This window comes from Bradyrhizobium sp. WCU1 (assembly GCF_053474805.1).
The window spans coordinates 1097762-1118979 of record NZ_CM130280.1 but is presented as its reverse complement, the minus strand read 5'-3'; the positions used below and the strand labels follow the sequence as shown (position 1 = coordinate 1118979).

General features: G+C 65.2%; 18 protein-coding genes. 10 read left to right on the top strand and 8 right to left on the bottom strand.

What is annotated here, in order from left to right; genetic code table 11:
* Positions 1–142: 142 nt before the first annotated feature.
* Positions 143–799 carry a 3-oxo-tetronate 4-phosphate decarboxylase gene (otnC, locus tag ACTUWL_RS05100; RefSeq protein WP_035649668.1) on the bottom strand — a complete coding sequence of 219 codons (657 nt, stop codon included), beginning with the start codon at positions 797–799 and terminating at the stop codon, positions 143–145.
* 171 nt (positions 800–970) lie between these two features.
* Between otnC and ltnD the strand changes: the two genes are divergently transcribed.
* The 6 genes from ltnD (at position 971) to ACTUWL_RS05070 (ending at position 10572) form a co-directional block, all read left to right on the top strand.
* Positions 971–1882, top strand: a complete 912-nt coding sequence (gene ltnD, locus ACTUWL_RS05095) for an L-threonate dehydrogenase (RefSeq protein ID WP_021076192.1) — start codon at positions 971–973, stop codon at positions 1880–1882.
* Positions 1883–1894: 12 nt separating this feature from the next.
* Positions 1895–2677 (top strand): 2-oxo-tetronate isomerase, encoded by a 783-nt coding sequence (gene otnI, locus ACTUWL_RS05090; protein ID WP_021076191.1) that lies wholly within the window; start codon positions 1895–1897, stop codon positions 2675–2677.
* Positions 2674–3951: a 3-oxo-tetronate kinase gene (gene otnK, locus ACTUWL_RS05085; RefSeq protein WP_021076190.1), complete on the top strand. Its 1278-nt coding sequence runs from the start codon at positions 2674–2676 to the stop codon at positions 3949–3951. Before otnI ends, otnK begins: the two co-directional genes overlap by 4 nt.
* A 199-nt stretch (positions 3952–4150) precedes the next feature.
* Positions 4151–5842 carry a methyl-accepting chemotaxis protein gene (locus ACTUWL_RS05080; protein ID WP_021076189.1) on the top strand — a complete coding sequence of 564 codons (1692 nt, stop codon included), beginning with the start codon at positions 4151–4153 and terminating at the stop codon, positions 5840–5842.
* A 361-nt stretch (positions 5843–6203) separates the two neighbouring features.
* Positions 6204–9383, top strand: coding sequence for an efflux RND transporter permease subunit (locus tag ACTUWL_RS05075; protein ID WP_021076188.1), 3180 nt, complete (start codon positions 6204–6206; stop codon positions 9381–9383).
* Positions 9370–10572: an efflux RND transporter periplasmic adaptor subunit gene (locus tag ACTUWL_RS05070; protein ID WP_021076187.1), complete on the top strand. Its 1203-nt coding sequence runs from the start codon at positions 9370–9372 to the stop codon at positions 10570–10572. Before ACTUWL_RS05075 ends, ACTUWL_RS05070 begins: the two co-directional genes overlap by 14 nt.
* Positions 10573–10735: 163 nt before the next feature.
* On the opposite strand, the gene ACTUWL_RS05065 is transcribed toward ACTUWL_RS05070, so the two are convergent.
* Together ACTUWL_RS05065 and ACTUWL_RS05060 are read right to left on the bottom strand one after the other, a co-directional pair.
* On the bottom strand, positions 10736–12247 hold the full coding sequence (locus ACTUWL_RS05065) for an acetyl-CoA acetyltransferase (protein WP_021076186.1): 1512 nt from the start codon (positions 12245–12247) through the stop codon (positions 10736–10738).
* Positions 12248–12390: 143 nt separating this feature from the next.
* Entirely contained in the window at positions 12391–13524 is a 1134-nt protein-coding gene (locus ACTUWL_RS05060; protein ID WP_021076185.1) for a nitronate monooxygenase, read from the bottom strand.
* Positions 13525–13798: 274 nt separating this feature from the next.
* Here ACTUWL_RS05060 and yghU point away from each other — a divergent pair, with 274 nt between their 5' ends.
* Positions 13799–14677: a glutathione-dependent disulfide-bond oxidoreductase gene (yghU, locus tag ACTUWL_RS05055; protein WP_035649665.1), complete on the top strand. Its 879-nt coding sequence runs from the start codon at positions 13799–13801 to the stop codon at positions 14675–14677.
* Between the two features lie 218 nt (positions 14678–14895).
* Here the strand turns inward: yghU and ACTUWL_RS05050 are convergent, their stop codons facing one another.
* The 5 genes from ACTUWL_RS05050 to ACTUWL_RS05030 form a co-directional block, all read right to left on the bottom strand.
* Complete coding sequence (locus ACTUWL_RS05050; RefSeq protein ID WP_021076183.1) at positions 14896–15171, bottom strand: GNAT family N-acetyltransferase; 276 nt, start codon at positions 15169–15171, stop codon at positions 14896–14898.
* A gap of 11 nt (positions 15172–15182) precedes the next feature.
* Positions 15183–15800: a flavin reductase family protein gene (locus ACTUWL_RS05045; RefSeq protein ID WP_021076182.1), complete on the bottom strand. Its 618-nt coding sequence runs from the start codon at positions 15798–15800 to the stop codon at positions 15183–15185.
* 172 nt (positions 15801–15972) lie between these two features.
* Entirely contained in the window at positions 15973–17247 is a 1275-nt protein-coding gene (locus ACTUWL_RS05040) for an acyl-CoA dehydrogenase family protein (protein WP_021076181.1), read from the bottom strand.
* Positions 17248–17410: 163 nt separating this feature from the next.
* Entirely contained in the window at positions 17411–17788 is a 378-nt protein-coding gene (locus ACTUWL_RS05035) for a VOC family protein (protein WP_021076180.1), read from the bottom strand.
* Between the two features lie 294 nt (positions 17789–18082).
* A complete protein-coding gene (locus ACTUWL_RS05030; RefSeq protein WP_021076179.1) occupies positions 18083–18865 on the bottom strand; it encodes an SDR family NAD(P)-dependent oxidoreductase in 783 nt (260 codons plus the stop codon).
* 151 nt (positions 18866–19016) lie between these two features.
* On the opposite strand from ACTUWL_RS05030, the gene ACTUWL_RS05025 reads away from it, so the two are divergent.
* From ACTUWL_RS05025 to ACTUWL_RS05015, 3 genes are read left to right on the top strand one after another with little or no spacing between them, the layout of a single operon-like run.
* A complete protein-coding gene (locus ACTUWL_RS05025; protein ID WP_021076178.1) occupies positions 19017–19811 on the top strand; it encodes an enoyl-CoA hydratase/isomerase in 795 nt (264 codons plus the stop codon).
* Complete coding sequence (locus ACTUWL_RS05020; RefSeq protein ID WP_021076177.1) at positions 19808–20794, top strand: phosphotransferase family protein; 987 nt, start codon at positions 19808–19810, stop codon at positions 20792–20794. The genes ACTUWL_RS05025 and ACTUWL_RS05020 overlap by 4 nt, the downstream gene beginning before the upstream one ends.
* Position 20795: 1 nt before the next feature.
* On the top strand, positions 20796–21167 hold the full coding sequence (locus tag ACTUWL_RS05015; RefSeq protein WP_021076176.1) for a DUF6285 domain-containing protein: 372 nt from the start codon (positions 20796–20798) through the stop codon (positions 21165–21167).
* The last annotated feature ends 51 nt before the right edge of the window (positions 21168–21218 follow it).

Genomic DNA, 21218 nt, shown 5'->3' with positions numbered 1-21218 from the left:
CGTCCTGGACAAGCGAGCCAAGCGAGCGCGATCCAGGACCCATTACCACCGTCGTCCGTGTGGTGCGTGGTATGTCCGGGCATGTCGCGCCGCAACTGCATCCTGGGGTAATGGGTCCTGGCCTTCGCCAGGACGACGAAAGCTAATGCCCATGCTCCGGCAACGTCAGCCCGAACACCTTGGTCAAATCCGCCACCTGTTCGGGCGAGAGATAGCGCGGGTTGAGCCCGCGCAGCAGCAGATAGAGTTTGGCGGTTTCTTCGAGTTCCTCGGTCGCGAACACGGCCGCTTCCAGTGTGTCGCCGGAGACGACGGGGCCGTGATTGGCGAGCAGCACCGATGAATATTGCCCGGCAAGCCCCCTGATCGCGTCGGCGACCGCGGGATCGCCGGGGCGATAATAGGGCACCAGCGCGGTCTGGCCGCACTTCATGACGTAATAGGCCGTCATCGCCGGCAGCACCGCGCGCGGATCGATCTCGGGCAGCATCGACAGTGCGACCGAATGGGTCGAGTGCAGGTGCACCACGGCGCCGGCGCTCGTGCGCGTCTGGTAGAGCGCGGTGTGCAGCGGCACTTCCTTGGTAGGGGCATCGCCGGAGACGAGGCGGCCGCCACTGTCAAGCCGCGACATCTTCGCCGGATCGAGGAAGCCGAGCGAGGCATTGGTCGGCGTCACCAGCCAGCCGCCGTCGTCGAGCCGGACGCTGATATTGCCCGACGAGCCCGGCGTCAGCCCGCGCTCGAACAGCGAGCGGCCGAAGCGGCAGATGTCTTCACGAAGCTTTGTTTCGCTCATCCGGGTTTCGCTTTCGGCGTCATCTTTGCCGCCATCCGTTTTCAGCTTTGTCTCATGCTTTGGCAGCGCGGCCAAGCCGTGATAGGCAAGCAGCAACGCGCTTGATCGGGAAAGGCGAAAGCCGGTTTTCCGAAAATGCTCAAACAACCAAAAATCCTCAGGGATCGCCTTATGTCCAGTTCCGCAACACTGCACGTCGCCGTCATCGGACTGGGTTCGATGGGATACGGCATGGCGACCTCGCTCAAGCGCGCCGGCTTCGTCGTGACCGGCTGCGACGTGTCGGCCGATGCCGTCGCGCGCTTCGTGGCCGATGGCGGGAAGGGTGCGAAGACGCCGGCCGAGGCGGCCAGGGATGCCGACATCGTCGTCAGCGTCGTCGTGAATGCGGCGCAGACCGAGGCCATCCTGTTCGGTAAGGACGGCGCCGCCGAGACGCTGGCCAAGGACGCTGTCTTCATCTCCTCGGCGACCATGGATCCCGAGATCGCGCGGCGTCTCGCCAAGCAGCTCGAAGCCACCGGCCGGCATTATCTCGATGCGCCGATCTCGGGCGGCGCGCAGCGCGCGGCGCAGGGCGAGTTGACCATTCTCGCCTCCGGCAGTGCGGCGGCGTTCGCGAAGGCGCGGCCGGCGCTTGATGCGATGGCGGCAAAGCTCTACGAACTCGGCGATGCCGCCGGGCAGGGCGCCGCATTCAAGATGATCAACCAGCTGCTGGCCGGCGTGCACATCGCGGCCGCTTCCGAGGCGATTGCCTTTGCCGCCAAGCAGGGCCTCGATATCCGGAAAGTCTACGAGGTGATCACGGCCTCCGCCGGCAATTCCTGGATGTTCGAGAACCGCATGCCGCATGTGCTCGACGGCGACTATGCGCCGCGCAGCGCGGTCGAGATTTTCGTCAAGGACCTCGGCATCATCCAGGACATGGCGCGCAATGCGCGGTTCCCGGTGCCGGTCTCGGCCGCGGCGCTGCAGATGTTTCTGATGACGGCGGCCGCCGGCATGGGCCGCGACGACGATGCGTCGGTGGCGCGGATGTATGCCCAGGTCACCGGCACCAAGCTTCCCGGCGCGAAATAAGAGGATCCTGCAATGCCGCGCTTTGCCGCCAACCTCACCATGATGTTCAACGAAGTCCCGTTCCTCGACCGCTTCGACGCCGCGGCGAAATCGGGCTTTACCGCGGTCGAATTCCTGTTTCCCTACGACCATCCGGCCGAGGAGGTCGGCAAGCGGCTGAAAGGCGCCGGGCTGACGCAGGCGCTGTTCAACCTGCCGCCGGGCGACTGGAACGCCGGCGAGAAGGGATTTGCCGCGCTGCCGGATCGCTTCGCCGATCTGCAAGCGAGCCTGAAGACCGCGCTGCCCTATGCAGAGGCGACCGGCGTCAAGCGGGTGCATCTGATGGCGGGGATTGCCGATCGCAATGATCGGCATGCCGTCGAAGCCTTCTACAAATCGGTCGCTTACGCTGCGGAATTCTTCGCGCCGCACGGCCTCGACGTCGTGATCGAGCCGATCAATCCGCGCAACGTGCCGGGCTATTTCCTCAACGACTTCAACTTCGCGTACGAGTTGATCCGTGAACTCAAAATCCCGAACCTCAAGCTGCAGTTCGACATCTATCACTGCCAGATCATCCATGGCGACGTCACGATGCGGCTGCGCGAGATGATGCCGATCATCGGCCACATCCAGATCGCCTCGATCCCCTCGCGCAACGAGCCCGATGACGAGGAGCTGAACTATCCGTTCCTGTTCGGCGAGCTCGACCGGCTCGGCTACGGCGGCTTCGTCGGCTGCGAATACAATCCGCGCGGCAAGACCACGGACGGTCTGGCCTGGTTCAAGCCCTATGCCGGAGCAAGATCGTGACGCTGGCCCTTGGCTGCATCGCCGACGACTATACCGGCGCCTCCGACCTCGCCAATACGCTGACCCGCGCCGGCCTGCGCACGGTGCAGACCATCGGCGTGCCGGCGGACGATCTCGCGCTGCCCGAGGTCGACGCCGTCGTGGTGTCGCTGAAGAGCCGTTCGATTGAAGCCGGGCTTGCCGTGACACGGTCGCGTGCCGCGGAGGCCTGGCTACGCGACCGCGGCGCCGGGCACGTCCTGTTCAAGATCTGCTCGACCTTCGATTCCACCGACGCCGGCAATATCGGCCCGGTGATGGACGCGCTGCGCGCGGATTCCAAGGACAGCATCGTGCTGGTGACGCCGGCGTTCCCGGAAACCGGCCGCACCGTCTATCAGGGCAATCTGTTCGTCGGCTCCGTGCCGCTGAACGAGAGCCCGCTGAAGGACCATCCGCTCAATCCGATGCATGATTCCAACCTGGTCCGCGTGCTGGCGCGCCAGAGCCAGACCAAAATCGGCCTGGTGGATCTGGCGACGCTCGCCCGCGGCGCCGAGGCCGTGCGGGCGAAGCTCGCCGACCTTGCGCGGGGCGGCATCGGCGCTGCCATTGTCGATGCGGTGTTCGACCGCGACCTCGAGACCATCGGGCAGGTGGCGCTGGATCACCGTCTGTCGGTCGGCGCCTCCGGGATCGGGCTTGGATTGGCACGGGCGCTGGTCGCCACGGGCAAGGCCAAATCGGCTGTCGGAGAGGCAATCTCCACGGCCGCGATCGGCGGGCCGGCGGCCTGCCTCGCCGGCAGTTGCTCGCAGGCGACCCTGCGTCAGATCGCCGGCGCCGAGAAGGTGATGCCGGTGTTGCACCTCGACCCGGAGCGGGTGATCGCCGGCAAGGACGAGGCACAGCGCGCGCTCGCCTGGGCCAAGGAGCGGCTTGGCAAGGGGCCGGTCCTGATCGCCAGCAGCTCGACCCCGGATCAGGTCGCAGCTCTGCAATCGCGTCATGGCCGCGATGCAGCCGGACATGCTATCGAACAGGCCATGGCCGACATCGCGGAAGGGCTGGTGCAGTCCGGCGTGCACAGGATGGTGGTCGCCGGTGGTGAAACTTCAGGCGCCGTGGTCGATCGCCTGCGCATCCCGGGATTTCTGGTCGGGGCGGAAATCGCGGCAGGCGTGCCGGTTCTGCGCGCGGTCGGTGCTGGCAGTGGCGAGATGGTGCTTGCCTTGAAATCGGGCAATTTCGGCGGGCCGGAGTTCTTCTCCGATGCATTGGCATTGATGCCCTGATGCGCCGCTCGCGCATCTTGATGCGCCTTTCGCGCGTCATGTCACGGCAATGACGGGTATCTCCGTAGTTCAACGGGTAAGCAAATTAACCCTACTTAAGGAGGGGGGCTGGCTTTGATATCTGCGGCGTCCCGCAGCGCCATCAGTCATCTTCCCGCACGAACGGGCCTCGCGAGCCCGGCACCCCAGAGACATCATAATGTTCGCCAAATTCTCGATCCGCGCCAAGATCATTGCCGCGGTTGCGTTCCTGCTCGTCGCGCTGACGGGCATGGGCCTGCTTGCAGTTTGGAATATGCGGGCGATCAACGCCAGCACGGTCGACATCACGACCAATTGGTTGCCGAGCGTGCGCGTGCTCGGTGAGCTGCGCGCCGGGGTGATCACCTATCGCAACGTGATCCGCGAGCACATGCTCTCGGAAACGCTCGAAGAGAAGCTGGCGGCGGAAAAGACGCTCGCCGGTGTCGTCGAGATGAGCGCGAAGGCCCGCGCCAAGTACGAGCCGATGATTGCCACTCCGGAGGAGCGCGCGCTCTACCAACAGTGGTCCGAGACCTGGGACAAGTACAGGAAGGGCACCGAGGAGGTGATGGCCATCTCGCGCAAGGAAGCCGGCAAGCTTCCCCATGAGGCGCACGAGCTCAATACCAAGGTCGTGAACAAGATCGGCCTCGAGGCGGACGAAATCCTCAACAAGGACATCGAGCTCAACAATGTCGGTGCCGAAAAGGCCGCCCAGGACTCCGCGAGCAACTACAGCTCGGCCCTGATGATGGTCGCGGTGATCCTCGGCTTGGCGATCCTGATCAGCGTCGGCGTCAGCCTCTACACGGTTCGCGACATCTCGGCAGGCATTGCCTCGATCGTCAGCCCGATGCAGGCGCTCGGCCGCGGCGACCTCACCGCCGTCGTGCCGCACCAGGGTGAGAAGACCGAGATCGGCGCCATGGCCGATACGTTGCAGGTGTTCAAGGAAGCCCTGGTCGCCAAGAAGGCGGCCGACGAAGCCGCGGCTGCCGATGCCGAAGCCAAGATCGAGCGCGGCCGCCGGGTCGACACCATCACCCGCAATTTCGAACAGATGATCGGCGAGATCGTGCAGACCGTGTCGTCGGCCTCGACCCAGCTCGAAGCCTCGGCGAGCACCCTGTCGTCGACCGCAAGGCGTTCGCAGGAGCTGACCACCTCGGTCGCGGCCGCGTCCGAGGAGGCCTCGACCAACGTGCAGTCGGTGGCGTCGGCGACCGAAGAGCTGTCGTCGTCGGTGACCGAGATCAGCCGTCAGGTGCAGGAATCGGCGCGGATGGCCGGTGACGCCGTCGGCCAGGCGCGTACCACCAACGATCGCGTCAGCGAGCTGTCGAAGGCTGCTGCGCGGATCGGCGACGTCGTCGAGCTGATCAACACGATTGCCGGCCAGACCAATCTGCTGGCGCTGAACGCCACCATCGAGGCGGCGCGCGCCGGCGAGGCCGGCCGCGGTTTCGCGGTCGTGGCGTCCGAGGTGAAGGCGCTGGCCGAGCAGACCGCCAAGGCGACCGGGGAGATCGGCCAGCAGATCGCCGGCATCCAGACCGCGACCCAGGAGTCGGTCGGTGCCATCAAGGAAATCTCCTCGACCATCGAGCGGCTGTCGGAGATCTCGTCCACCATCGCGGCGGCGGTCGAGGAGCAGGGCGCAGCAACGCAGGAAATATCCCGAAACGTGCAGCAGGCGGCGCAGGGCACCCAGCAGGTCTCGGCCAACATCACCGACGTGCAGCACGGCGCCAATGAGACCGGCTCGGCCTCGAGCCAGGTGCTGTCGGCGGCACAGTCGCTCTCGGGTGACAGCAACCGCCTCAAGCTCGAGGTCGGCAAGTTCCTCGACGCCGTCCGCGCGGCCTGATCCCGCGGCCCGAACGATCTGCATCGGGCAACGAACACAAGCGTGGTGGGCCGACCGGCTCACCACGTTTTGCATTTTTGCAGGGCAGCGATGCGCTAGCCCGCGGCGGCCGAAACCGCATCCTCGGCCAGCCCGCTTTTGCAGCAGGGCTGTCTCTTTTTGATGACGACGCGATCGTGACCGGCTGCGCCTTGTCCGGCGCGTCCGCGGCCTCACGAAGGATGCCAAGGAAGTGAAGGCCGCCGCGGCTCCGCGGGTTGGCGTTTCGCACGGCATCGGGTAAATCGGCCGCTATCGGAACGGCTTTTGCAATGTCGATTCCTCTGCCCGGGGCGGGCTTCATTTCGGGAATGCTGCTTTTATGATCGCACTGGTTCGTATCGCGCTGAGCCGGCCATATACTTTCGTCGTGCTCGCGATCCTGCTGCTGATTATCGGACCGCTGGCGGCGCTCCGCACGCCGACCGACATCTTTCCCGAAATCCGCATCCCCGTGATCGGCGTGGCCTGGCAGTACACCGGCCTGCCGCCGGACCAGATGTCCGGCCGTATCACGACCCCGTTCGAGCGTACGCTGACCACGACGGTCAACGACATCGAGCACATCGTTGCTAACTCCTATAACGGCATCGGCATCGTCAAGATCTTCTTCCAGCCCAATGTCGATATCCGCACCGCCAACGCGCAGGTCACGGCGATCGCCCAGACCTTGCTGAAGCAATTGCCGCCGGGCGCGACGCCGCCCTTGATCCTGAACTACAGCGCCTCGACGGTTCCGATCATCCAGGTCGCGCTCTCGGGGGACGGCCTCACCGAGCAGAACCTCGCCGACATCGGCATCAACCAGCTGCGCACGCCGCTGGTCACGGTGCCCGGGGCCGCGATCCCGTATCCGTATGGCGGCAAGCAGCGCCAGATCCAGATCGACCTCAATTCGACCGCGCTGCAGGCGCGCGGCCTGTCGGGGCAGGACGTCGCCAACGCGCTTGCCGCGCAGAACCTGATCACGCCGGTTGGTACCCAGAAGATCGGCAGTTTCGAATACACCATCAATCTGAACAACTCGCCGCTCAAGATCGAGGAGCTCGGCGACCTGCCGATCAAGACCGTCAACGGCGCGATGGTCTATGTGCGCGACGTCGCCACCGTCCGCGACGGCAATCCGCCGCAGACCAACATCGTCCATGTCGACGGCAACCGCTCGGTGCTGATGATGGTGCTGAAGGCCGGCGCGGTATCGACGCTCGATATCATCGCCGGCATCAAGCAGAAGGTGATCGACGTCAAGGACCAGCTGCCGGACGCGCTCAAGATCGGCTTCGTCGGCGACCAGTCGGTGTTCGTCCGCGGTGCGATCACCGGCGTCGCCTTCGAGGGCGTGATCGCGGCGCTGCTGACCAGCGTGATGATCCTCTTGTTCCTCGGCAGCTGGCGCTCGACCGTGATCATCGCGGTGTCGATCCCGCTGTCGGTGCTCGGCGCCATCATCATGCTGTCCCTGATCGGCGAGACGCTCAACATCATGACGCTCGGCGGCCTTGCGCTCGCGGTCGGCATCCTGGTCGACGACGCCACGGTGACGATCGAGAACATCAACTACCATCTCGAGCAGGGCAAGCCGGTCGAGCAGTCGATCCTCGACGGCGCCAACCAGATCGTGACGCCGGCCTTCGTCTCGCTGCTCTGTATCTGCATCGTGTTCGTGCCGATGTTCTTCCTCACCGGCGTCGCGCGCTTCCTGTTCGTGCCGATGGCCGAAGCGGTCATGTTCGCGATGATCTGGTCGTTCATCCTGTCGCGCACCCTGGTGCCGACGATGGCGAACTATCTGTTGCAGCCGCATGTGCATCATGAGGGCGCGCCGCCGAAGTCGCGCAATCCCTTCGTCTGGTTCCAGCGCGGCTTCGAAGCCCGGTTCGAACGTATCCGCGGCGGCTATCATGGCCTGCTTGCGATGGCGCTCGGCCACCGCAAGGTGTTCGTCGGCGGCTTCCTTGCCGTGGTGGCCGTGTCGTTCCTGCTGGTGCCGTTCCTCGGCCGCAACTTCTTCCCGGCAGTCGACGCCGGCAACATCCTGATGCATGTCCGCACCCAGGTCGGCACCCGCGTCGAGGAGACCGCCAACCAGATGGCGGATGTCCAGAAGGCGATCCGCAAGCTGATCCCGGGCGAGATCGACACCATGACCGACAACATCGGCATGCCGATCTCCAGCATCAACCTGACCTACAACAACACCGGCGTGATCGGGCCGCAGGATGCCGACATCCAGATCAAGCTCAGGGAAGGTCACAAGCCGACCGAACAGCATGTCCGCACGCTGCGTGAGCAGTTGCCGCGGCTGTTCCCGGGCACCAGCTTCTCCTTCCTGCCGGCCGACATCGTCAGCCAGATCCTGAACTTCGGCGCGCCGGCGCCGATCGATCTGCAGATCCGCGGCGCCAATCTCGAGGGCAACTACGCCTATGCCAACAAGCTGCTGGCGAAGATCAAGCGCATTCCCGGCATCGCCGACGCGCGGATCCAGCAGTCGCCGAACAATCCGACCTTCAACATCGATGTCGACCGCACCCGCGCGCAATATGTCGGCCTGACCGAGCGCGACGTCACCAATTCGCTGGTGGTGAATCTCGCCGGCTCCTCGCAGGTCGCGCCGACCTACTACCTCAACCCCGACAACGGCGTGTCCTATTCGATCGTGATGCAGACGCCGCAGTACCAGATCGATTCGCTGAGCGCGCTGCAGACCTTGCCGATCACCGCGGCCGGCAATACCCAGGCGCCGATCCTCGGCGGCATCGCCGACATCAAGCGCGCGACCTCCAGCGCGGTGGTGTCGCAATACGACATCCAGTCGCTGGTGCAGATCTACGCCACGACGCAGGGCCGCGATCTCGGCGGCGTCGCGACCGACGTGCGCCAACTCATCGCCGACACCGCCAAGGAGGTGCCGAAAGGCTCGTCCGTGGTGCTGCTCGGCCAGGTGCAGACGATGAACTCCGCCTTCACCGGCCTCTTGTTCGGCCTGCTCGGCGCGGTCGTCTTGATCTACTTCCTGATCGTCGTGAACTTCCAGTCCTGGTCGGACCCGTTCGTGATCATCACGGCGCTGCCCGCAGCGCTCGCCGGCATCGTCTGGATGCTGTTCACGACGGAGACCACGCTGTCGGTTCCGGCGCTCACGGGCGCCATCATGTGCATGGGCGTTGCGACCGCCAACAGCGTGCTGGTGATCAGCTTCGCCCGCGAGCGCTATGAGGAGCTCGGCGATCCCGTCGCGGCGGCGCTGGAGGCCGGTTTCGTCCGGTTCCGCCCGGTGCTGATGACCGCGCTCGCGATGATCATCGGCATGGCGCCGATGGCGCTTGGGCTGGGCGAGGGCGGCGAGCAGAACGCGCCGCTCGGCCGTGCCGTGATCGGCGGCCTGATCTTCGCCACCTTTGCGACGCTGATGTTTGTTCCCGTGGTATTCAGTATGGTACACAAGAAGCAAGGCGCCAAAGTCGCCGCCTCATCGGAGATTCCGCATGCAGCCCACTGAACAGCGCCCGCCGGTGTCCCGCCGGAGATTGGGCATATTCGGCGTGGTTGCACTGGTCGGCGCCGGACTGATCGTCGGCACCGGGATCCGCGCGCGCGAGGAGCAGGACACCAGGCTGAAGGAATGGACTGACGACCAGGCCATTCCGACCGTCGCGGTGGCGCTGCCCAACGCCAAGGCGCTGAGCCCCACGATCGACCTGCCGGGCCGCCTCGAGGCCTATTCCCGCGCGCCGATCTATGCCCGGGTGTCGGGTTATCTGAAGACCTGGGACGCCGACATCGGCGCCCGCGTCAAGGCCGGCCAGGTGATCGCCGAGATCGAGGCGCCCGACCTCGATCAGCAATTGCTGCAGGCGCGCGCCGATCTCGCCAGCGCCCAGGCCTCGGCCAAGCTGTCCGAGGCGACGCTCGCCCGGCGCAAGACGCTGGTGGCCTCGAACTTCGTCTCGGCCCAGGAGATCGACGAGCGCACCGCCGACCTCTCCAACAAGAACGGCGCGGTCAGGGCGGGCCAGGCCAATGTCGAGCGGCTGGAAGCGCTTGCCGGCTACAAGAAGATCACGGCGCCGTTCGACGGCGTGGTGACCTCGCGCGACACCGATGTCGGTGCGCTGATCAATGCCGGCGGCAACTCCGGTCCGGCGATGTTCACGGTCTCCGACATCACCAAGCTGCGCGTCTATGTCAACGTGCCGCAGAACTACGTTCCGGCGATCAAGATCGGCGCCAAGGCCACGCTGAACCTGCCGGATTACCCGAACCGCAGCTTCCAGGCGACGGTGGAAGCCTCCTCGCAGGCGGTCGATGTCGCCTCTGGCACGACGCGGATGCAGCTCGGGCTCGACAATTCCTCCGGCGAGCTGATGCCGGGAAGCTATGCCAGCGTGAAGCTGAACCTGCAGCGTGATTCCACGCCGCTCAGCATTCCCGCCAGTGCGCTGATCTTCAACAGCAGCGGCCTGCGGGTCGCGACCGTCAGCCCTGACGACAAGGTGCTGTTCAAGACCGTGAAGATCGGCCGCGACCTCGGCAAGGAGATCGAGATCGCCTCGGGCCTCGCGCCCGACGACCGCATCATCACCGCCCCGCCGGACGGTCTTGCCGACGGCGATCATGTCCGCGTCACCGGCGCCGGCGCCAAGGGCAAGCCGACCACGGCCTCGGAAAAGCAGGACGTGAAGGGGTAGGGCGTCCTTTCTTACCTCGCCCCGCTTGCGGGGAGAGGTCGGATCGCATCGGTAGATGCGATCCGGGTGAGGGGGTACAGGTCTCTCGGCGTGCAGAACTCGCGGAAGCGGCCCCTCACCCCAACCCTCTCCCCGCAAGAGCGGGGCGAGGGAGCTTGGAGACCTATCCCACCCGCCATTCAAGCATGCCGTCACCGGCGGTGACGATGCTGCCGATACTGCCGACCGGCGTGCGGTTCATATTCTGCAGATGCGCCAGCGTCGCGGTGTCGCTCGCTGGGATGCGGCCGAGGGTGCGGCGGCCGTCTTCGGTGCGCAGCATGGTGACGCCATGCTCGACCTCGCCATTGGCGCGGTAGATCACGGTGAAGGCCTCGACCTTGCCCTTGCCGCCTGCCTCATCGGTGAACTCAGGTACGTTGCGGCGATGGCTGTCGGCCTCCGCCTGCACGGAGGTGTCCTGTTTCAGCGCGGCCGTCGGCGCCGCGCGCGACAGCACGAGGCCATGGTGCTTGGTGACGAAGCCGCCCTGGCCGTAGAGCAGGCCGAGCGTGCCGCCGTTGCGCAGCTTGCGCACCATCGCGCAGGCCGAATGCGTCATGTAGGTGTTGAGCGGCGCGCCGAAGAACGTAAGCCCGCCGGTCACGGTGGGCTGCACATCGGCACCTAAGCCCAGCGTCCGGCGCGCCATCTTCGGCACGCACGGGAAGCAGCTATAGAGCTCGATCGCATCGAACTTTTTGCCATCGCCGCCGACGAGGTCCATCACCGCCTTCAGCACCGCGGTCTGCGCGTGGCTCTCGACGAACTGGTCGCGGGTCAGGTAGTCGCGCGGCTCCTCCGCCGAGGCGCCGCCGAGCGGATAGATCAGCTTGTGCTCGGGCACGCCGGCGGCGCGCGCCTTGGCAAGGCTGGTCAGGATCAGCGCGCCGCCCATGTTCACGGTCGGGTTCGCCACCATCAGCTTGGTATACGGCCAGGCGATCATCCGGTTGTCGGGCGTCGCGGTCGTGATCTCGTCGCCGGTGAAGCGCTTTTTCAGCCAGGAGTTCGGATTGTCGGCGGCGACCCGCGCATAGGTCGACCACAGCTCGCCGGATTCCTTCAGCGCCTCGCGCGGCGTCTGGCCCCAATGCGCAGAGGTCGCGCTCTCATAGAGCGGATAGACCGTGATCGGCCTGAACACACCGAGCGTCACCGCCATCGGTTTCTGGAATGCGGCGCCGCGCTTCGGCTCCTCGACGTCATGCGCGAACGGCGTCCACGGCAATTCGACGCCCGCGCGCTGCGCCTTGGTCGCGGTCGATTGCGCCTCGGCGCCGCAAACTGCCGCCACGCTGCATTCGCCGCGGGCGATGCGCTGCGCGGCCTCGTGCAGATAGCGGATCGGGCTCTCGCCGCCGACCGGGCCATAATAGAGATGCGCCGGCGCAATGCCGAGCCGCTGTGCCAGCTGCTTCTCCGGATCGCGGTAGCGCCAGCTCAGGAAGTTGACGACGTCGAGCGACTGCAGGTCGGCGAGCAGTTTTGCGCCGCTGTCGGCCTCGGCGCGCTTCAGCGCTTCCTCGAGCAAGGTGAGGGGCTCGAGGCCGGCCGCGATATCCTTCGGACGGTCGACGATCTCGCCGACGCCGACGATGACGGGAATGCGGTCTTCGGGGATGCTGTTCGACATTCTTGTTGCTTCACTCTGCGATATTGGAATCGATGTTTGTTTGAGGCGTCATTGCGAGGAGCGAAGCGACGAAGCAATCCATCTATCCGCATACGCGGTGCAATGGATTGCTTCGCTTCGCTCGCAATGACGGGGAGGGGGTATCACTCCGCCACCAGCGCGTTCATGTGCTCGACGGCTTCGACGAAATCTTCCTTGAACTCCTGCACCACGGCACCGGCGGACTTCACGCTGTCGACCAGGCCGACGCCCTGGCCGACGAAGTAGCTGACGAGATCGCGGGCCTTCTCGTTGCCGGCCGCGGCGGCGCGGTCGATCGCGTTGAAAGCGTCGCGGCTGATGATGCTTTGCAGCGGCATCGGCAGCGCGCCGGGGCTGTCCGGCGAGCGGTCCCAGGCGTCGGTCCAGACCGAACGGAGTTGCCGCGCGGGCTTGCCGGTCCGGCCCTTGGAGCGGATCGCGTCGCGCGAGGAGGCCGCGATCATCTTCTCGCGGAAGATTTCAGAGGTCTCCGACTCAACCGTGGCAAGCCACACCGAGCCCGTCCAGGCGCCGGCTGCGCCCATTGCCATGCAGGCCGCCATCTGGCTGCCGGTCATGATGCCGCCGGCGGCGAGCACCGGCACGTCGCGGATCTTTCTGACCGCCTTGATCACCTCGGGCACCAGCACCATGGTCGAGACCTCGCCGCAATGGCCGCCGGCCTCGGTGCCCTGGGCGACCAGGATGTCGACGCCGGCCGCGACCTGGCGCAGCGCGTGTTCCTTGGAGCCGACCAGGGCTGCGACCGGCACGTTGTGCTGGCGGCCCATCTCGATCATCGCCCGCGGTGGCACGCCAAGCGCGTTGGCGATCAGCCTGATCGGATGGCGGAACGAGACCTCGAGCAATTGCAGCGCAGTCTTGGCATCGAACGGCTGCGGCTGGTTGTCGGCGACGCTCTGCGCCGTGAGCTCGATGTTGTATTTCTTCAGCAGATTGCGGGTGAAGTCGCGATGCTCCTGGGAAACGCGCTTCTCGAGGCTCTTCCAGGTGACGTTCTTCTCGCCGGCCGTCGAGATATTCTCGGGGATCAGCACGTCGATGCCATAGGGCTTGCCGTCGACATGATCGTCGATCCATTTCAATTCCTGCTCCAGCGTTTCCGGCAGATACCGGGTCGCGCCGAACACGCCGAAGCCGCCGGCGCGGCTGACCGCCGCCACCACGTCACGGCAATGGCTGAAAGCGAGCAGGGGAAATTCGATCCCCAGCATGTCGCAGATCGGTGATTTCATGGGTTGGTTTTCTCCCGATGGCCGCTTTTTGTGCTTGTTGGCATCAGCCCCTGCAACGCTAGCGCATCACGGTCAACGAAGCCAAGCGGGTTTCGGCTGCGGCGACTTGCGTGCAGGCGTCGCTTGGCTGCATCGCTCGCAGCGCATTCCGCTGGATAGAAAATGCGATCTGCCGGGGTGGGCAAAGCGAAGTTTGCCCACCATCTAGTGCGGATATGTGGATGGGCACGGCGGTTGCCGCGCCATGGAAAATTGGAAACCGGGAGCCACCGACGTGACCGACACCTCTGCCTACGAGCCGCCGAAAGTCTGGACCTGGAACAAGGAGAGCGGCGGGCGCTTCGCCAGCATCAACCGGCCGATCGCGGGTCCTACCCACGACAAGGAGCTGCCGGTCGGCCGGCATCCGCTGCAACTCTATTCGCTGGCGACGCCGAACGGCGTCAAGGTCACCGTGATGCTGGAAGAGCTGCTCGCGGCGGGTCACACAGGCGCGGAGTACGACGCCTGGCTGATCAAGATCGACGGCAACCAGTTCGGCAGCGGCTTCGTCGCGGTCAATCCGAACTCCAAGATTCCGGCGCTGATGGATCGCAGTGGGCCCGAGCCGATCCGGGTGTTCGAGTCGGGCTCGATCCTGGTCTACCTTGCGGAGAAGTTCGGCGCCTTCCTGCCGACCGACGTCAAGACCCGCGCCGAAACCTTCTCCTGGCTGTTCTGGCAGATGGGCTCGGCGCCCTATCTCGGCGGCGGCTTCGGGCATTTCTATGCCTATGCGCCGACCAAGATCGAATACGCCATCGACCGCTTTGCGATGGAGGTGAAGCGCCAGCTCGACGTGCTGGACCGCAGGCTTGCCGACAACGAATATCTCGCAGGCGACGTCTACACCATCGCCGACATGGCGGTGTGGCCCTGGTATGGCGGGCTCGCCAAGGGCCTGCTTTACGGCGGCGGCGAATTCCTCTCGGTGCAGGACTACAAGAACGTGCAGCGCTGGACCGACGCGATCGCGGCACGGCCCGCGGTGAAGCGCGGCCGCATGGTCAACCGCACCTGGGGCGAGCCGTCGAGCCAGCTCCACGAGCGCCATGACGCCAGCGATTTCGAGACCAGGACGCAGGACAAGATCAGCGAGCAGGCGGCGTCGTAGTCTGCGCGATCGATTTGACCCGTCATCCTGAGAGATTCTGAAGCTTTCACCGTCGTCATTGCGAGGAGCGAAGCGACGAAGCAATCCATTCTTCCGCGTATGCGGCGCGGTGGATTGCTTCGCGAAGCCTGTCATCCGGCGGCGCTTCGCGCCGACCGGGTGGCTCGCAATGACGATGATCCGTTATGAGGAACGCGTTCCGCGCTCCTCACCATGCATCACCCCAGCAAATCATCATACTCCGGGTTCTTCTTCATGAAGCCCTGGATGAACTCGCATTTCACGACGAGCTTGATCTTCTGCGCGCGTACGGCATCGAGCGTGGCGCGGGCGAGCTTGGAGCCGATGCCGCGGCCGCCGAGCTCCGGCGGCACTTCGGTGTGGACGAGCGTGATCGTATCCGGCGTCTTGCGGTAGACCACGAAGGCGGTGTGGCCGTCGACTGCGAGCTCGAACCGGCTCTGCGCAGCGTTGTCGCGGAATGCTTCAGTCATCGCGGTCTCTCCTATTTCGTCTTTGCGCCCTCGGCCGCGGGAAACACCATGCGGTCGTCGGTGCGGCAGTAGCGGTCGGCGAACATGCGGCCGATCGGGTGATAGCGCTCCATGTGCACGCGCATGGCATCACGATCCCACAATTCGTCGCGGATGTGGAAGTGGATGCCTTCGCCCATGATCAGCTCGCGGTCGCCGTTGACGTCGATCAGCTTCCAGGTCCTGCACTCCATCGCAAACGGCGCGTCCGCGAGCCTGGGCACCGCGATCTTGCTGGACGGCGCGAGCTTGAGGCCGAGGTAGTCTGGCTCGCCGATCTCGGGCGGGAAGTCGCCCGAGCTCTCGTGCATCGCGCGCGCCAGCGGTTCATCGGTCAGGTTGACCACGAATTCACCCAGGCGCTGGATGTTGACCATCGTGTCCTTCTCACGGCCATCCGGCCGGCGATTGACCGCGAACATGCAGAGCGGCGGGTCTTCGCAGAACACGTTGAAGAACGAGAACGGCGCCGCATTGACCACGCCGTCCGGCCCGAGGCTCGTGACCCAGGCTATCGGCCGCGGCAGCACGAAGGAGGTCAGCACCTTGTAGCGTTCGCGTTGGGTGAGGTCGCTTGCGGAATATTCCATGGGAGCTCTCGCTTGCTTGCCTCGCCCCGCTTGCGGGGAGAGGTCGGAATTCAAGCGTAGCTTGAATTCCGGGTGAGGGGGACTCTCCGCGAGTCCCGTCTCTCACTGTCCGCGCGGAGACTCCCCCTCATCCCGACCTTCTCCCCGCGCGCGGGGAGAAGGGGGAGAGGAACTACGTCATGCTCAGCTCGTGGCGGCCGACCACCATCCAGTGTACTTCGTCCGGACCGTCGGCGAAGCGGAGGTGGCGGACGTCCTGGTACATCTCGCCGAGCGGCGACCACTGCGAGATGCCGGTGGCGCCGTGCATCTGAATCGCCTGGTCGATCACCTTGCAGGCGCGCTCGGGCACCATGGCCTTGACCATCGAGACCCAGACGCGGGCTTCCTTGTTGCCGAGCACGTCCATCGCCTTGGCCGCCTTCAGCACCATCAGCCGCATCGCCTCGATCTCGCAGCGCGCCTGGGCGATGATCTGCATGTTGCCGCCGAGATGGGCGATCTTCTTGCCGAACGCTTCGCGGGTCAGGCCGCGCTGCACCATCATGTCGAGCGCCTTCTCGGCCTTGCCGATGGTGCGCATGCAGTGATGGATACGACCCGGTCCGAGGCGGACCTGCGAGATCTCGAAGCCGCGGCCTTCGCCGAGCAGCATGTTCTCCTTCGGCACCTTGCAATTGTTGAAGCGCAGATGCATGTGGCCGCGCGGCGCATGGTCATGGCCGAACACGTGCATGGGCCCGAGGATCTCGACGCCGGGGGTGTCGATCGGCACCAGGATCTGCGACTGCTGCTTGCTGGGCGCCGCATCGGGATTCGTCTTCACCATCACGATCATGATCTTGCAGCGCGGGTCGCCGGCGCCGGAGATGTAGTACTTCTCGCCGTTGATCACCCACTCGTCGCCGACCAGCTTGGCGGTGGTCGAGATGTTCTTGGCGTCGGAGGAGGCGACGTTCGGCTCGGTCATCGCATAGGCCGAGCGGATCTCGCCGTTGAGCAGCGGCTTCAGCCACTTCTCCTTCTGCGCCTTGGTGCCGACGCGCTCCAGCACTTCCATGTTGCCGGTGTCGGGCGCCGAGCAGTTCATGGTCTCGGAGGCCAGCGGGCTCTTGCCGAGCTCGGCGGCGATATAGGCGTAGTCGAGGTTGTTGAGGCCTTCGCCGGTCTCGGCGTCGGGCAGGAAGAAGTTCCAGAGGCCGACTTCCTTGGCCTTGTCCTTGGCCTTCTGCAGGATCGCGAGCTGCTCGTCGGTGAAGCTCCAGCGGTTGGTCTTCTTCTCGCCGGCGCGATAGAACTCGACCGACATCGGGTCGACGGTGTCGCGGATGAACTGCTTCACATGGTCGTAGAGCGGTCGGACCTTGTCCGACATCCTGAGATCGTTGAGCTCGTCGCCCGGATTGAGCGTGTAGTTCGTGGTGCGCGGCACATAGGCATGTTTCATTGTCGTTTCTCCCTCGCGAAGGCGCGTTTCGCGGCGGACAATAGACGCGTGCGGCGCGAAGCGCGAGCACCGATTTTCGCAGGATCGCTACCGCATCGCGGAATTTAGCGACGGCGTTTCAAACGTTGTTTGAACGCCGCCGCTCGCGACGCTGGATTGATCGTCAGGGCAACCGGTGCATCGCGCAGATCTTGTTGCCGTCGAGATCGCGCAGATAGGCGAGATAGAGCTTGATGCCGTTACCCTCGCGCACGCCCGGCGGATCCTCGATCGGCTTGCCGCCGTTGGCGACGCCGGCGGCGTGCCAGGCCTCGACCTGCTCCGGCGAAGAGCAGGCAAAGCCGATCGTGCCGCCATTGGCATGCGTCGCCGGTTCGCCGTCGATCGGCTTGGACACCATGAAAATGCCGGCCTTGGTGAGGTACATGATGCGGTGGCCGTCGAGCCGGGCCGGCCGGACATCGAGCGTGCCAAGCAGCGCATCATAGAACGCCTTGGCCTTGTCCAGATCGTTGGTGCCAACCATCACGTGTGAAAACATCCGAAATATCCTCCCTCTTGGTTATGAAAGCCGCCCTGTGCGTCCTTACGGCTCGAACGCTTAGCAGCAGTTTTGCCGCGACGGAAGCGACGCTGAGTCGCGCATCGATGATGTGGATGTATGTTTCACAGACGGTGCAACAATTCAGCGTCGTCCCGGCGAAGGCCGGGACCCATTACCACGAATGCGAATTGTTACGCGACGCTGGGGCCACAACTCACTCCCACAAGAAAACCTGTGGTTATGGGTCCCGGCCTTCGCCGGGACGACAGTTGGAGATGCCGCCGCGAAAACTCAGAACGCGGTGTACCCGCCGTCGATCACGAAGCAATCCGCCGTATGATAGGACGACGCCTTGCTCATCAGATACACGGCGATGCCGCCGAAATCGCTCGGCTCGCCGAAGCGGCGCACCGGGATGCGCGGCATCACGTTGGCGACGAACTTGTCGTTGGCCATGATGCCGGCGGTCATGTCGCTCTTGATCCAGCCGGGCAGGATCGCGTTCGCGGTGACGCCGTGGCGGGCGAGCTCGACGCCGAGCGCGCGGCACAGCGCGTTCAACGCGGCCTTGGTGCCCGCATAGTGCTCGTTGCGCGCAGTGCCGAACAGCGAGGCGAGGCTCGAGGTCGCGACCAGCCGGCCGAACTTGTCGCCGGCCTCGGACCGCTCGGTCATGTGGCGTGCCGCAGCCTGGAATACGTGGAACACGCCGTCGAGATTGGTCGCGAACATCCGTCGCCATTCCTCCTCGGTGCGGTCGATGAAGGAGCGGCGTCCGCCGCCACCGATGCCGGCATTGGCGAAGCAGCCGTCGACGCGGCCGAAGGTGTCGAGGGTTGCCTTCATCGCGGTCTTGACCGAGCCGGGATCGCTGACGTCGCAGAATTGGGTTGCGACCTTGCCTGGGCCGGCCTTCATCGACGTTGCGGCGTTGGCGTTTTTTTCCGCGTTGCGGCCCCAGATCGCGACGTTGCAGCCCGCGGCGTTGAGTGCCTGCGCGATGCCGAGGCCGATGCCGCCATTGCCGCCGGTGATGACAGCGACGCGGCCGGTGAGATCGAAGATGCCACTCATTGGGGTTTCCATTTGGTTTGGTGCGCGCTAATCACGCGTTCACGGATGGGCTTGCCGTCGACCATGGACAAGCCCGGCACAAAAATCAAATATGGGTCGAAACATCGACCTGCCGCGGTACCAACGGCCGCAACAACGTAAAGAGGAAACCATGCAGTTCAAGCACGTCACGCTCGACTTCGACGGATCGGTCGCGATCCTCAAACTCGACCATCAGGAAGTCATGAACGCGGTCTCGATCGACATGCTGGGCGGCCTTGCCGAGGCGCTCGATGCGATCGACGACAAGCGCGACGAGGTGCGCTGCCTGGTCATCACCGGCGCCGGCCGCGCCTTCTGCACCGGCGCCAATCTGCAGGGCCGCAACACGCAGGCTAAGCCCGGCCGGAGCAACGCCGGCGCGGCGCTGGAGACCGCGTTCCATCCGTTCCTGCGCCGATTGCGTAAGCTGCACTGTCCGATCGTGACGGCGGTGAACGGACCGGCCGCCGGCGCCGGGATGAGTTTTGCATTGATGGGCGATCTGATCCTGTGCGCGCGCTCGTCCTATTTCCTGCAGGCGTTCCGCCGCATCGGCCTGGTGCCGGATTGCGGTTCGACCTGGCTGCTGCCGCGGCTGATCGGCAAGGCGCGTTCGGTCGAGCTGTCGCTGCTCGGCGAGCGGCTGCCGGCCGAGAAGGCGTTGGAATGGGGCCTCGTCAACCGCGTCTATGACGACGCCGCGCTGATGGAGGAGACCATGAAGCTCGCGCACGATCTCGCCAACGGCCCGACGATCGCGCTGTCGCTGATCCGCAAGCTCTATTGGGACAGCCCGGAAAACACCCTCGAGGATCAGCTCAATCTGGAATGCGAGTCGCAGCGGATCGCGGGCCGCGCCGAGGATTTCAAGGAAGGTGTCACCGCGTTCCTCGAGAAGCGGCCGGCGAAGTTCAAGGGCAAATGATCGAGACCGAACTCAGCCGCTGCGTCGCCACGTTTCATCCCGGCGCGACCGGCGTCACCGGCGCGGCAAAGCTCTCCGGCGGCGCCAGCCAGGAGACCTGGACGTTCGACATCGTGCATCCGGACGGCACGATCGGCGCGATCCTGCGCCGCGCGCCGCCGGGCTACGGCGCCGCGCCCGGCCGCGCCGCCGGCCTCGATGCCGAGGCCATGCTGATGCAGCTCGCGCATGACGCGGGCCTGCCGTCGCCGAAGGTGATGCACGTCTTGAGGCCGGAGGACGGCCTTGGCCGCGGCTTCATCATGGCGCGGGTCGAAGGCGAAACCATCGCGCGGAAAATTTTGCGCGACGAGGAATATGCGGCCGCGCGGCCGATCCTGGCGCGCCAGCTCGGCCGCGTCATCGCCGGCATCCATGGCCTGCCGCAGGCGAGACTGCCGAAGCTGCGCAGCCTGACGGCGACCAAGGAGATCGAGGATCTCTCCCGCGAGTATCGCAGCTTCAACTGGCCGCGGCCGGTGTTCGAGCTGGCGCTGCGCTGGCTGCGCGATCACGATCCCGGCCCGTCGTCCGAGGTGACGCTGGTGCATGGCGATTTTCGCCACGGCAACCTGATCATCGCCCCCGACGGGGTACGTGCGGTCCTCGACTGGGAGCTCGCGCATTTCGGCGACCCGATGGAAGATCTCGGCTGGATCTGCGTCAATTCCTGGCGCTTCGGCGAGATCGACAAGCCAGTCGGCGGTTTTGGCACGCGCGAGGATCTGTTCGCGGGCTACGAGGAGGCCGGTCGCAAGGCCGATCCGGACCGCGTGATGTTCTGGGAAGTGATGGGCACGCTGCGCTGGGGCGTGATGTGCTGCGGCATGATGCAGCGCTTCCGCTCCGGCCCCGATCACTCGATGGAGCGCGCGATGATCGGGCGCCGCGCATCGGAGACCGAGATCGATCTGCTGAGGCTACTCGCACCGAGAGGTCGTTGAGATGCAGGACGAACCGACACCCACCGAACTGATCAAGGCCGTTGCCGATTTCCTGCGCAACGAGATCGCGCCTGTCATCAAGGGCCACAACAGCTTCAAGCTGCGCGTCGGGATCAATGCGCTGGACCTGGTGACGCGGCAGCTCGCGCTCGCCGAGGCAGGCGATGCGACCGAGGCTGCGCGGTTGAAGCAACTGCTCGGCGCCGACGGCACGCTGATGGAGCTGAACCGCGCGCTATCGGAGAAGATCGCCAGCGGCGAGGTCGATCTGACAACGCCAGGGCTGACAGAACATCTCTGGCAGACCACGATGGACAAGCTCGCCGTCGATCAGCCGAACTACGCGTCCTACAAGAGGGAACTCGAAACGTAGGATGGGTATCGCTGCGCTCAATTGGCCGCAATGTATCCGACGTCGTCCCGG